The organism is Virgibacillus natechei (assembly GCF_026013645.1).
Taxonomy (GTDB): domain Bacteria; phylum Bacillota; class Bacilli; order Bacillales; family Amphibacillaceae; genus Virgibacillus_L; species Virgibacillus_L natechei.
The window spans coordinates 1130195-1143585 of record NZ_CP110224.1 but is presented as its reverse complement, the minus strand read 5'-3'; the positions used below and the strand labels follow the sequence as shown (position 1 = coordinate 1143585).

The following is a 13391-nucleotide window of genomic DNA, read 5'->3' as shown; positions in this document are numbered from 1 at the left end:
AACACTATTTGACCCCAATTAATGTAAACGATTCCAGTATTGATTGGGTTCTTCATTTCATACATTTTATACGTTCTCCCCGTGTTCCATAAAGGTAGTTATTTTAATACCGATAGGTGCATAGATAAGCTAAATTATTGATTTTAGTCTAATACTGAGCGGTATAAGGTCTGCACGATTTTATATATTCTTTATCGTACACTTTATGTATATCTGAACCTTCATATAGACGCCAAAAAAAGAGACCTAAACAATTCAGGCCCCCTTCTATTCTATACCGTTTTCCAAATAAGGCTCTCCTACCACTCATACTGATCGGGATCCTCCCCTTTTTTCTCAACAATATCAGCGGGCTTTTCCTCTTCCTCTTCTATTTTCTCTACCTTTATATCAATCAACCATTCATCACCAAAATCAAACAAATATACAAAACGCTTTCCTTCATACAAATTCAAGCGACCAATCTGCTTTTCATGCACATATGGACCTTGTACATCCATTGGTGAATTATAAAAGTATTTACTGAACCGCTTCCCGTCCATAAAAAAGCTGTAAAGATGATCATCATCAAATCCGAAGGCCTCTTGGATCACCTCATGCAAGTCCAGCAATGTAGCAGAACCCGGCAACCGCAACCTACGCCAACAAGATGAATGGAGTGACGCGGTTAATGTAAAATTCCCGTTTATCGACTCGCCTTCCCCTGGTACAAGAAGGATGTTCTTAAGTTCGCCTTTCGCAAATAAAGGCTGCAGCAGAGTAAATAGGGATTCTAATTCTTCTTCCGCCTCTTCCACTGCTTCCTCTTCTCCGTCAAGAATATCACCAAACATACTCATCATACCCATTATTGAATCGGTTATAGGATCTTGTGGTGGATTCCATGCTTCCACCAGAGCTGGTATTAATTTCTTAAACCGTGGCATAAGCTTGATCGATTTTGGTTCCGTCCCCCTGACATAATCCACGTTTACGGAATTTATAGGCTTCGGTTCGAATTCCCAAAGTCCAAAGTAACCAAAATAATAGAGAAAGTTTTCGTAACCGTCCAATTGATGATCCAACCTGTCCTCTTCATCTACTTGTATATTTTTTGCAAACGGCATCTCTTCCAAATTTTCCAGTAAAAAGTCAATATTACTGGGTACTTTACCGACCCGTCCCTTTTGTATTTCCTCCCAATCTGTTTTTGTCCAAAATGAAGAACCTCACCTTCCCAATAAGTGAACGGTAGCCTTTTAAACCATCAACGGATGCGAAAGGAAATATCAATAACCCACCCAAAAACAGAAAGGGCCTTAACCAATTAATGGCAAAGCCCCTTTAAAATTCAGCATATACGAATAAAAAGCATTCCGTTAATAATCCTCTTGGTCCCCTTCTTTGATAGAGGCGGTTGGAGTAACATCATCAGCATCTTCCGGTTTTTGGAAGCCTTTATCTAATCTCCCAGCATTTTCAATATCTCCGGAGGCCTTGTAACCTGCTATTTCTGTATTAGAGGTTGTTCCATATAGACCCATACCGCCTAGCTTTGTCTTAATATTTTCCTTATTTAGCTCTTTTTTCTTATCCACTTTATCACCTCCTCCTAATGGTAATATAACCAAAGGAGGTCAATGATATAGATAAGGTCAGCGTATTCGTTTCAGTTTGTGGTGAAGGGAAGGAAAAATATTCCACTCAGCCTGCTAGGTGTTATCCCGGACTCGGGAGATCTCTTCTCTTCACCATTTTCTTAGGGCTTGTGGATCGGTACCAGTGGTAACACAGAATAATGATAATCATCAGGTCTACTGCGTCTCCACCATAATACATTAGCATTCCACCCGCTTCTGCTTCATTCGCGGGAACACCCTCTGGCGGCTTGGCATATATACGTTTCGATAGAATGCCGTGGGCGGCGAGTGCCAGCACCAATATGAAACTACGGTATAGATAACTGGTACGATGCGGAATCGGTTCTACATAAATCAGTGATATCGTAAAAAGATAACCCGCAAGAAATATGTGGACGTGAATCATAACATGAAGAAGTGTGCTCTCATGCATCATCCGGAATAAATCAGTTGTATAGAGAATCCAGAGCCCACCTATATTCAAGGTCGCTGTCACAGCAGGATTACTCAATAATCCGATTACCCGACTACGAAGAAACCGTGTAAGATTTTTCGCTTGTTGAACAGGAAGAGAACGGAGTAGTAGCTTCACTGGAGCACCGAGCGCCAACAGTAGCGGCCCAAGCATCCCCAGAAATAGGTGCCCTATCATATGTATTCGGAAGTCAGTATGAGCCAGTTGTGCCATCGGACCAGCAACAGAAATCAAGCAGAGAAATATACCGGTAAACCAAAGGAGTGTGCGAAACTCCGGCCACTTCCTTCCTTTTTTTGCCGAAATTAACAAAGCTCCGGTGTAAACAATCAAAGCTACCAGAAAAGGAAAGGCAAGCGCCCATTCTGCAATCACGGGCAGGTGATGGTTTTGCATATCAGCTTCTATTTCCTTTCATCTTTTTTCCTGTTTGAACTACCACTATAATCCCAGCGATCAAAATGATAGCGGCAACCATATTCCAGCCAATGTCATACATTAGCAGGTTACCGGTATCATTTCGCACTTGATGTATCCGCATAATTTTATGCTGGACGATCCCGTCATAGAGATTAAATCCACCCAAGCCAATCAGAGCACCGCCGATCCACCTTTTTGCCCACCATCCGGCTCTACTCCGTAGATCGGCGACTATAAATAACGATCCAACAGTAGCAAACCAGCTAAACGCGTGGAAAAATCCGTCAGACAGAAGACCAATTTGGGTCGTTGATCCATCATAAAAATAATGCCAATTTAGCAGCTGATGAAAAATCACTTCATCCAAAAATGCAGCAAGCCCTATCCCAAAAAGGATGCCAGACCATAAATTGCGGCTTGAATACTTAACTTGCAGTGAATCGGTATAATTGTCTTCACTCACATCCATGCAACCGAATACCTCATTTCCAGTCTTTTTTCCTTTATTATATCCTTTTGTTGCATGGAATAAACTAACTAGGTTTACGATCGTTACACCTTTTATGTCTGTTTTGTTTCATCGATATTCAATTGAAAGATAGCAAACATTTCCGAGCCAGCCTGAATTACAGCAGCTTTGTATTAATTGACCATTTCCATTTCATTTTCTACCTCCCCTCAATTAATTTTGTAATCCTATCTTTACTATAAAGCTACTTGCTCCATACTATCTTAAATGAATGCTTGCACTTCTTCGTTTGGTCGATAAGTTTTTACCTGCTATAAGCCTTAACTTATGAAACTTTTAGTCCAGTTATCGTTTAACTTGATAAAAATTTAGTACTTTTTACATCTGGTAAATTTATGTAAAATTACTTATGTTAGAATAGATGCATTTTTCTAACGAATTTGGTTAAACATCTTCCATAACAGTATTTGTACGATATCGCTAAAACAGTATAAGTAGGAATGTCATTTGTAGAAGAAGGAACGATTCAATCCTGCCAACTTTATATTATTTTTACATTCTATTTATACTACATTAACATTCGTTCGTTATGGTAGGTATAGGAGGTGAAACGTAACTTAGTATTTGCAAGGGGAACTTCTGCTAAAACCGTACACGTCAATAGCCAACACAGAAGTCACCACATCCTGTGGAAGTCCGAATCAATTGGAGGTTTTGTCCTATGAAATGGTTAAGTTACATGCTCCTTTTAGTTGGGGGTGTTTGTATTATGGTATTTGGTTATCAATACGTTTCTCATGAGCAAGCTCAAAAAGATTCATTGGAACAGGCGGAAAAAGCAATTGCAAAGCAGTCGGTAGGTAACAGTGGAGGTGCGAACCCCGAATCTTCTGCTGATTTCGAGGCACCAGATGGTGATGCTTTCGCTACGCTAGAGATACCTAAACTGGACAAGGTGTTGCCTGTCGTCGAAGGTGCTGATCCGGATGCTCTGGCAAAGGGCGTTGGTCATTTAACAAATTCAGTCTATCCCGGTCAAAATGATCAAATCGTTTTATCGGGGCATCGTGATACTGTTTTTCGTCAATTCGATAAAATAGAGATCGGTGATCACTATCAAATTACGACACCTTATGGAACTTATACATATGAAATTAAAGAGACTGAAATTGTTTCAGCTGATGATACGTCCGTTATCGGGGAAACCGGGGAGGAAGTTCTTGTTGTTACAACGTGCTATCCATTTGAGTATGTCGGGAATGCACCCGAGCGTTTTGTGACATATGCCTATCCGGTAGATAGTGATGATGATCAAGGCCAATATGCCCGTCAGTAAATAGGCTTACGTGTGGAGACAAATGTAGCTTTTTTCGAATGAATCAGTAAAAATCCAGAGGAGGAGAAGAATATGCAAGCACGCATCAGAAGAAAATATTTTAGTATGATGATGATTTTAGTATTGATGATAGGTATACTAACGCCTGCAGCGGGGCCCGTGAGCGTATACGCTGATGAATCGGACGATGAAATCACTGTCGGGGAGGCTATTGACAAGGATAATGATGGTAGTGAGCAGACAGTTGCGGGATATATTGTCGGGTATATCATTAGTCCCGAAAATGTATCAGATCATGATTTCAGAGAGGATCATAATGTTGCACTGGCAGACGAAGCCGGTGAAACGGATATCGATAATATGCTGTTTGTTCAGGTTTCTAGCGATTACCGGGCAGCGTTCGGATTGAATTCTAATCCTGATAATCTGGGGGAAGAAATTGTAGTCACCGGTATTATGGAGGAATATCATACGCATAATGGCCTGAAGGAACCGAACGACATGAGATTTGCTTCTGATAATTCCGAAGATCCGGATGAACCGTTAGAATTGCAGTCCATTGCGGATGTAAGAGAGCAAGCCACCGGTGAAGTAAAAACGAAAGGTGTTGTCACAGCTAAGTTAAACAATACCATTCAAATTCAGGATGATACGGCGGCGATTGCTGTGCGCCCAACAAGCCTTGATGTGCAATCGGGCGATGAAATCACCGTGACCGGCAGTTTGAATGACTACCGGGGATTATTGCAGCTGGATAATGCGACTGTTGAGGAAAAAACAACTGATGCAGGCATTCCAGATCCTTTGAGTCTTAATGGCAATGAGCTGGAAAGCCATCAATCGAAACTAGCTGTCATCGATAATGTAACACTTACCGATGTCGAGGATGGCGGTGATTGGGCAAATTATACAGCTGAGGATGAAGCCGGGAATACGTTTGTGGTGCGTGATGAAACAGGTGAACTAAGCTTGGAAACTGGTATCACATATGATTCTATTACTGGGATGGTGATACAGTTTGATGCGGATCAACAGATCATCCCGCGCAGCCAGGCGGATATTGTCGGTGACGCATCTACTGTCCAGTCTATTGCAGCCAGCCCTGATCCAGGAACTATTCCGGCTGGATCGGATATTACACTGGAAACTGCCACAGAGGATGCAGACATTTTCTACACGACAGACGGCAGTGACCCATCAGAAAATGGGGAACTATACAGTGATCCGATAACAGTTGATGAGGACGTAATAATCAAAGCGATAGCTGAAAAAGATGGAATAACATCAAGCAACATAGCTGAGTTTAGCTATTCGGTCTATGACGCGCAAGAGGGTGTTATGATTCACGATATTCAGGGAGAAGGACACGAATCACCGATGAATGGCAACACGGTACAGGATGTTGAAGGGATTGTCACGTATAAATATGATATCAGAGGTTCACATTATTTTCATATGCAAACGCCTGAAGCGGATTATGATGGGAATAAAAAAACATCTGAAGGCATCGTTGTCTACACAGGCAATGTAGATACTGTCGATGTCGGTAATCTCGTCCATGTAACCGGGGAAGTCGATGAATATCATATTGATGGGTATGATGATCGAACGGAAACGGATTTATCGGTTACACAGATTGCTGCGCGTGACGACTGGGGTGGAGAAGTTGAAGTGATCGAAGGCGATGTTGAGCTACCGTCACCGATTGCGCTAACATCAAGCGATATTCCTGAAAGCATTATTGGTGCCGATGGGTTTGACAATTTTGAACCAGATAATTACGCGATTGATTATTGGGAAAGTCTGGAAGGAATGCGTGTGGAAGTAGCACCATCACGGGCAGTGGCACCACAGGAACATGGTGACCTGGTTGTGGCAACAGAAGAATTTACACCACAAGCTACAACAGCCAATGGCGGTGTCCGTTTAACGGAAGCAGGACCGAATGCGCAAACCATTCAGTATAAACTTCATCCTAACGATAACGCGAGGGATTTTGCGGTCAAAACAGGGGATCAATTCACAGAACCGATTGAGGGCGTAGTGAATTACGGTTTCGGGAACTACAAAGTCTACGCTGATTTGGAAGACGTGGAGTCTGCTTTTGAAGAAGGAGATACACAGCCGGAGCAAACAACGATCACGAAAGATGAAGACCAACTGACGGTTGCAACCTATAACGTGGAAAACTTTTCTGCAAATGAAAGTGAGACTTCACAACAAAAAGCGGAAGATATTGCTCGTGCATTTGTAAGTGATATGGAAAATCCGGATATTGTGGGCATTGTGGAAGTGATGGACAATAATGGACAAGATCAGGGCCCTGATGATGCGGATGCCTCTGAAAGTTACGAACGACTGATTGATGAAATTCAGAATCAAGGCGGAGTTGATTACGACTATGCAAATATTGATCCCGAATACAACCAGGATGGCGGAGCACCGCATGGCAATATTCGCGTTGGTTTCCTTTACAATCCGGAACGTGTGTCACTGACGGACGGTGAACATGGAACAGCCACGGATCCAACGGGTTATGGTGAAGGTCAATTGATGCTGAATCCAGGGCGTATAGCGCCAAATGAAGCTTCGTTTGAGAATACACGAAAGCCACTTGCAGCCCAATTTGATTTTAATGGGGAAAGTGTTGTTGTCATAAACAATCATTTTAACTCCAAAAGCGGTGATGATGGTGAATTTGGGCAGAATCAGCCGCCGGTAAAGGGAAGTGAATCCCAGCGTCATGAAATGGCAAGTATCGTTAACGAATTTGTCTCGGATATCAAAGCAGACAATCCGAATGAAAATGTTGTTGTTTTAGGGGATATGAATGACTTTGAATTTACAGAGACACTGGATATTCTAAAAGGTGATGAACTGACCAATGCCATGATGTCTGTGCCTGAGGAAGAGCGGTACACCTATCTTTATCAGGGCAATTCACAGGTGCTTGACCATGTTCTTGTGTCTGATCACTTGGCTGATGTGACGGAGATTGACGTGCTGCATGTCAATGCTGATTTCACGGATATGCATGGACGTGCGAGTGATCATGATCCGATTTTAACGCAGATTGATCTAGAGGCAGCTGAAGAAGTTGAAGATAATTTTGAACTGTCGATTATGCATATGAATGATACCCATGCACGTGTCGAACCACTGCCGAAAATGGTGACAGCAATCAAAGAATTCAGAGAGGACAAGCCCGACTCCTTGCTTTTACATGCAGGTGATGTTTTTTCCGGTACCTTGTATTTCAATGAATTCAAGGGGCAAGCTGATTTGGAATTGCTGAACTTGATGGATCTGGATGCCATGGTTTTCGGGAACCACGAATTTGATCTAGGTGATGAAGAAGGTGGTCATGAATCACTGTCGGAGTTCGTTAAAAATGCTAACTTCCCGTTCTTGGGTACGAACATCGACTTTTCACAGGATCCTTTTATGAGCGGGCTTGAAACGAATCAATCCTTGGTTGACGATCCGGAAAACGGGGAAATTTACGATAGTATTATTAAGGAAATTGATGGTGAACAGGTCGGAATTTTCGGTTTGGATACGGAGGATACAGCGAATATTGCCAGCCCGGCGGAAGTTACGTTTGATGATTTCATTGAAACGGCCGAACAGGCAGTGCAGGATTTTGAAGACGAGGGAATTGATAAAATTATCGCACTGACTCACATTGGTTTCGACAGTGCACCGGAAGTAGGCAATGATTTGCGCCTTGCTGAAGCGGTTGATGGCATTGATGTAATTGTAGGCGGGCACTCCCATTCTGTATTGGAGGAGCCTGTGCATATACCTGAAGTTGTAACAGAAGATGCTAACGGGGAAGCCACAGATCCGACAATTATTGTCCAGGCTGGAGAATACGCGGAGTATCTCGGTACACTGGATGTGACATTTAATGCGAACGGTGTAATAACCGCGTACGAAGGTGAATTGCTTGAAGTGGATGGTTTTGCTGAAGATCCAGAAGCCACGGAAGCACTTGCCCCGTATAAGGAACAAGTGGATAAGGTAATGAATGAGGAAATTGGCGCAAAGGCCATGAAAGATCTGACAAACCCGCGTCAGGATGAGCCTGGTGATGACAGCGTCCGAGCTAACGAAACAGAACTTGGCAATTTGGTGACAGACGCTATGCTCGCCAAGGCACAGGAAAAATTCCCTGATACGGTCATTTCCTTTCAAAATGGTGGTGGTATCCGTGCACCGATTGATGAAGGAGCGATTACGACCGGCGAAGTCATCAACGTTCTGCCGTTCAGTAATGATCCGGTTATCGTAACACTGACAGGTCAAGAGATCAAAGACATTCTGGAGTACAGTGTTCGTCAGGCACCAGCTGAAAATGGCGGATTCCTGCACGTGTCCGGTATGCAATTCTACTATGACAGTGATGAAGAACCAGGTAACCGCGTCGTTCAAATGTATGTTGAGAATGATGGTGAACTGGAAGAAATTCGGCTTGATGGGGAGTATCAAGTTACGACGAACGGATTTACCGGCCAGGGCGGTGACGGATTTGAAACGTTTGAAGAGGCTCACAATGATGGCCGTGTAAGGGATATCGGAGAAATTGACTGGGAGCAATTAAGAGATTACATGGTTGAAGACGACTATCTGGGTGGCATTGTCGATCCTGAACGAGAAGACCGGATTGTCGATTTGATGGGTGAGGAATTCATAGGACTCCCTGAAGATCCGAATAACGAAAACGGCGGTAATGGAGATGACGGTGATTCCGGTTCAGATCAGAATCAAACGCCACCGAGAAAAGATGATTTAAATGGTGATGGCACATTACCTGGTGGTGACGGGATCGGTTCAGATTGGGATGGCACATTACCTGGTGGACATGGGCACGGTTCAGGTGGTAGTGGAACCGCACCTGGTGGACATGGCGCAACCTTGCCTGATACAGCAACAAACATGTATATGTTGTTGCTTATCGGCAGTGTGTTACTTGCAACAGGCGGTGGAATTCTTCTTTACAGAATGAGATATTCACAATAAGCCCTTTATTAGTATCCAAAATGGAGAAAGGTTATAAACACAAATAGATATATGCAGCCCCCTTTTCACGTGGGGGCTGTTTTTTTGATGTTTCTCCAGCACATTTTTCAATCATTGCTTCCATGAAAGAATCACTTCATCATGAAATTAACAATTCAAATGACAGTGTGCCCAAGTGCCCAAAACTTTTGTATACGTAATCTAGTCACAATAGATAGCACTTTACCTATCCCCGGATTGCTGATTTTTCCTCTTAACCGCTTCTACATCGGTATCGCTATAGATATTCGTGCCATGACCTCCTGATGATTTAGCAATGAATTCCTTTGCTTCATTATAAGACAGCCCAGAACGCCGACTTTGTTCTGTAATTGCCTCAATATCCGTTCCTGCAACCGTGTATTTATCATTGGTTTGCTTATTTTCCTTCATGAAAAAACCTCCATTTCGTTTTCTCTTATTATTTTGCGCAAAAGAAGCTTTTTCATGAAAATATATTTACTTTGTAAAAAAATTCACTGATTGCACAACCACCTTAATAAGGGTAGACATTTTCGCTCTCTAAAATATGCCATTTCCCCTGATCTTTACCGATGACTAAGTTTATCTGCCACCCTTTCTGGTATAAATCTGAAATTTGTTTTGAAACATTAACTGGTCCTATATTCGTTTTATCTCCAAACGTTTCATCCAACCAAATTTCCCCCTGCTCAATAGCCTTTACAGAAAAATAACCTTCCTCTATCTCATCAAATTGTTTTTCCTGAGTTTTCCTCGCTTGTTGAAATATCAAATCAGCCATTTTTTCAACTTTAGGAAGGTCTTTTGCCTCACCAAAATATTCTCTTAAATCGTTATAAGTAGCTAGATCAGTATAATTGTTATCATACAGCCACTTATTCAATTTCTTCATTACACGTACAGCAATTTCCATAAATGATTCGCCACTCATCACTTTACGAATGATAAAGTAATCCAGAAATTCGCTAAACTTGGTAGACGACAGCTTTTCAACTCCAAACATCTTGGTAAAAGCATCCTCATCCTCATCAAATTTTGCCTCCCATTTCTTCCATTCATCTTCATCTAAATAATTAGCGGCATAACTGTTTAGATAAACCTGAAAAAAATGTATCACATCATCATAATCTCGGTATGTTTTTTGCTTCAGCCGGTTACTCTGTTCTTCTAAAAACGCTTCTAAAATAGCATCAATGTTTTTCATTAAACAGCCCTCTTTTTAGGTATCTATTATTATATAGGTTATCATTTTTTAACAATGGAAGGAAACTTGTATTTTTGAATTTATATGTACCTTTTTCAATCCCGGATTCATCCCTCTTACTCATTGGGTCTTGTCGCTCTTAAGATGATAGAACTTTAGTTTTGATAATAGCTCCATAATATAAGTAGTTTCAAATCACAACATTACATATCGTCATATTTTGTAACTATTTGTTATTTATATGTAGCCTCCCCATAATCTATAAACCTATTTTATTTGCTAGAATAGAAGACGTGATAGAAATTCAACTAGGAGGCTACATAATGTTAAAAAGTAATCACTCAGTACGAAAGTATATAGTTTCGACCGCTATTGTTACTTCACTCGTTTTTACACCGATTTTGTCAGGAAGTGTCTTTGCTTATGGAGGGCCAGATGCAGATGCAGAAGCAGACCAGAATAATACACCAGTAAATGAACAAGTTGATAAAAAGGAAACGAGCAACGTTACTATTGATTTAGTATCCATAGAAGATCGTGGGGAAGCTGTTAGAGATGTACAAACAGCGTTAAATGACCAAGGATATGATCTAAATGAGGATGGGATTTTTGGTCCGAACACAGACGGAGCAGTTAGAGATTTCCAGACAGATAGAGACCTTTTAGTTGATGGGATAGTGGGACCAGAAACGACGAACGCTCTATCATTAAACACTGCTTCTAACGATGGTGATTTAACAATCGAAGAAGCACCTGACCAAGAAGTAGATACAACAACAACATCTTCCCAATCTGAAATTGTATCTATTGCAGAAAGCTTAGTAGGTACTCCCTACACATGGGGCGGAACAGACCCTGAAACAGGCTTTGACAGCAGTGGATTTATCAATTATGTGTTCGCAGAAGCGGGCATAGATTTAGATAGAACGCATGCGGATATGTGGGCTAATAATGGCACACATGTTGACGATCCAAGCGTTGGCGATGTTGTATTTTTTGAAAATACGTATCAAGATGGCGTCTCTCATAGCGGGATCTATATTGGTAACAACGAAATGATCCACGCCGGTACTGCAGAGACTGGTGTAGAAGTAACAACCATGAGTTATGATTATTGGCAAGACAGCTATATTGGCGCAAAATCTTTTGACTAAACAGACGTATGGAAGGAATAGCTATGGAGCTATTCCTTCCATTTTTATGTTGCCCCTATTTAACAGGCTTTCAAATTTCGGCGACTTCTGTAGGCAGAATGGCATCCAATATAGACACCAGACTATCCTGTGTAAATGACTTTCACTTACTTTCGTCCTTGCCCCCTCACTTCAGGGTGAAATAAAAAAGAGGAAATCCACAAAAGTAGATCTCTTACAGTTTTTAAATTATAAATCGACATCCCTCTTGGTATAAAGTGGATGGCTTTTTACTTTTAATTTTCAATTCGAAACCTTATCTAAATGCCACCACCACTCTGATTCTGGTTTATTAGACGAGGAAAAGTCGTATATTTCTCTTAGATGATTAACAATCTTATCAGCATTTTTAATAACTTTAAGATCTGCTGATAATAATTGCAATTGCTCGTTGCTGTCCATTTTCTCCCAGTGTTTTTCTAATTCACTTCTAAGGAATAGACCGTGGTGCATTTCAAAAGGACTGACTTCAAAATCAAAAATATCTTCTTCATAGATTTGAATTTCCTTCATATATCTTGACATTACTTCAGTACCTCCTTTAATGTGCCTAAGAAAATATATCCATCTTCTTTAGATACATAATTCTCATAAGATAACGGAATATTCTAACCCTTCCGCCCTTAACCTCTCACTTCAGGGTGAAACTAGAAAAATAATGGTGAAATATACTTCCTTACCTTGTGTAGCAAAGGTCATAGGTTATACCCTGATATATAATTTGGGGTAAAAACAAAAAAAGAGGAAATCTATAAAAATTAAGTAGTTCACTTACGGTGAAGAAAATATAAAATCACATAATAAATAGCTTACTAAATGTAATGTGATTTGGTACGTTATTTTTTTCTGGAATAACAACGTTTGAATGAAAAGGTTAATATTTTATATTCTTATTAGCACGATCAATAACAGGTGACAATAAAAATTTTCACCCATCTAATATCAAAGCTAATTTATCATCATTGCGCAAAAGCAAAAAGTGAGACGTATTTTAATAATTTTAACCAGGTATTCTAAATATTTATGTTAAAATAAATCTAAAGATTGTAATAATGGTGGTATTGAATTAAACATTCTGGGTTTCAAGCTTTATGCAACAAACGGGCCATATTGCGGAATAAGACATAAATTATTTTAGGGGGGTATAAAATGAGCAGTGATAACGAAACTCCTGAAGAAAGAAGAGAAAGACTAAGGCAAGAAGAATGGAAAAACAATAACCCAGGCGGTGTTTTTAATGATGCGACAAATAGAACAAGTAATGGAAGTCTTGTTGATTTAGTTGGAGGACTTGGTTGGAAAGGAACTGGAATACTAATCCTTGTACTCATTGTAGGTTTTATAATATATGCTGTTTTCTTTCGCTAACGGGCGCTAATCTGGAATAATCATATATCGTAGGACAGCAATAACAGGAGGGATAGAGTGGAAATCATAGGTACTGCCAATGTTTCGCTGATCATTTTTGTCTCCTTGGTTGGTTTCGTCACCTGGTTGGTTGTACGATCTCTCAAAAGGACAAAAAATGATCATAAGGGTTAGTGTAATATGTTTATTCGAGGATTAAGCAATCGGGCGTATTTCTGGAATAAAAGGTACCGCTAAATTTGCCATTGTATGGCCATTTTGTGG

At 40.8% G+C, this 13391-nt stretch carries 11 protein-coding genes; 4 read left to right on the top strand and 7 right to left on the bottom strand.

Annotated features, from left to right (window positions below):
* Positions 1–299 precede the first annotated feature (299 nt).
* The 4 genes from OLD84_RS06180 to OLD84_RS06165 all read right to left on the bottom strand — a co-directional run bounded on the left by OLD84_RS06180 (position 300) and on the right by OLD84_RS06165 (position 2983).
* Complete coding sequence (locus tag OLD84_RS06180) at positions 300–1106, bottom strand: IS1096 element passenger TnpR family protein (protein WP_209463620.1); 807 nt, start codon at positions 1104–1106, stop codon at positions 300–302.
* 252 nt (positions 1107–1358) lie between these two features.
* On the bottom strand, positions 1359–1577 hold the full coding sequence (locus tag OLD84_RS06175; protein ID WP_209463621.1) for a hypothetical protein: 219 nt from the start codon (positions 1575–1577) through the stop codon (positions 1359–1361).
* Positions 1578–1698: 121 nt separating this feature from the next.
* Positions 1699–2490 (bottom strand): cytochrome c oxidase assembly protein, encoded by a 792-nt coding sequence (locus OLD84_RS06170; RefSeq protein WP_209463622.1) that lies wholly within the window; start codon positions 2488–2490, stop codon positions 1699–1701.
* 1 nt (position 2491) lies between these two features.
* Positions 2492–2983 carry a DUF2243 domain-containing protein gene (locus tag OLD84_RS06165; protein ID WP_209463623.1) on the bottom strand — a complete coding sequence of 164 codons (492 nt, stop codon included), beginning with the start codon at positions 2981–2983 and terminating at the stop codon, positions 2492–2494.
* A gap of 721 nt (positions 2984–3704) precedes the next feature.
* Here OLD84_RS06165 and OLD84_RS06160 point away from each other — a divergent pair.
* The gene (locus tag OLD84_RS06160) at positions 3705–4319 is read left to right on the top strand and encodes a class D sortase (RefSeq protein WP_209463624.1); all 615 of its coding nucleotides are present in this window, start codon (positions 3705–3707) and stop codon (positions 4317–4319) included.
* A 72-nt stretch (positions 4320–4391) separates the two neighbouring features.
* A complete protein-coding gene (locus OLD84_RS06155) occupies positions 4392–9341 on the top strand; it encodes a 5'-nucleotidase C-terminal domain-containing protein (protein WP_209463625.1) in 4950 nt (1649 codons plus the stop codon).
* Between the two features lie 222 nt (positions 9342–9563).
* Here OLD84_RS06155 and OLD84_RS06150 read toward each other — a convergent pair whose 3' ends face one another.
* Positions 9564–9773 carry a hypothetical protein gene (locus OLD84_RS06150; RefSeq protein WP_209463626.1) on the bottom strand — a complete coding sequence of 70 codons (210 nt, stop codon included), beginning with the start codon at positions 9771–9773 and terminating at the stop codon, positions 9564–9566.
* Between the two features lie 103 nt (positions 9774–9876).
* Positions 9877–10566, bottom strand: a complete 690-nt coding sequence (locus OLD84_RS06145; RefSeq protein WP_209463627.1) for a hypothetical protein — start codon at positions 10564–10566, stop codon at positions 9877–9879.
* Between the two features lie 323 nt (positions 10567–10889).
* On the opposite strand from OLD84_RS06145, the gene OLD84_RS06140 reads away from it, so the two are divergent.
* The gene (locus tag OLD84_RS06140; protein ID WP_209463628.1) at positions 10890–11720 is read left to right on the top strand and encodes a C40 family peptidase; all 831 of its coding nucleotides are present in this window, start codon (positions 10890–10892) and stop codon (positions 11718–11720) included.
* 282 nt (positions 11721–12002) lie between these two features.
* On the opposite strand, the gene OLD84_RS06135 is transcribed toward OLD84_RS06140, so the two are convergent.
* On the bottom strand, positions 12003–12284 hold the full coding sequence (locus tag OLD84_RS06135) for a hypothetical protein (RefSeq protein WP_209463629.1): 282 nt from the start codon (positions 12282–12284) through the stop codon (positions 12003–12005).
* Positions 12285–12908: 624 nt separating this feature from the next.
* On the opposite strand from OLD84_RS06135, the gene OLD84_RS06130 reads away from it, so the two are divergent.
* Positions 12909–13127, top strand: coding sequence for a DUF6366 family protein (locus OLD84_RS06130; protein ID WP_209463630.1), 219 nt, complete (start codon positions 12909–12911; stop codon positions 13125–13127).
* The last annotated feature ends 264 nt before the right edge of the window (positions 13128–13391 follow it).

Bases quoted from the DNA above. Each gene is read 5' to 3' on its own strand.
- OLD84_RS06140 (WP_209463628.1), top strand. From the start codon at position 10,890: ATGTTAAAAAGTAATCACTCAGTACGAAAGTATATAGTTTCGACCGCT.
- OLD84_RS06160 (WP_209463624.1), top strand. From the start codon at position 3,705: ATGAAATGGTTAAGTTACATGCTCCTTTTAGTTGGGGGTGTTTGTATT.
- OLD84_RS06145 (WP_209463627.1), bottom strand. From the start codon at position 10,566: ATGAAAAACATTGATGCTATTTTAGAAGCGTTTTTAGAAGAACAGAGT.
- OLD84_RS06180 (WP_209463620.1), bottom strand. From the start codon at position 1,106: ATGCCGTTTGCAAAAAATATACAAGTAGATGAAGAGGACAGGTTGGAT.
- OLD84_RS06135 (WP_209463629.1), bottom strand. From the start codon at position 12,284: ATGTCAAGATATATGAAGGAAATTCAAATCTATGAAGAAGATATTTTT.
- OLD84_RS06130 (WP_209463630.1), top strand. From the start codon at position 12,909: ATGAGCAGTGATAACGAAACTCCTGAAGAAAGAAGAGAAAGACTAAGG.
- OLD84_RS06170 (WP_209463622.1), bottom strand. From the start codon at position 2,490: ATGCAAAACCATCACCTGCCCGTGATTGCAGAATGGGCGCTTGCCTTT.
- OLD84_RS06165 (WP_209463623.1), bottom strand. From the start codon at position 2,983: ATGGATGTGAGTGAAGACAATTATACCGATTCACTGCAAGTTAAGTAT.
- OLD84_RS06155 (WP_209463625.1), top strand. From the start codon at position 4,392: ATGCAAGCACGCATCAGAAGAAAATATTTTAGTATGATGATGATTTTA.
- OLD84_RS06150 (WP_209463626.1), bottom strand. From the start codon at position 9,773: ATGAAGGAAAATAAGCAAACCAATGATAAATACACGGTTGCAGGAACG.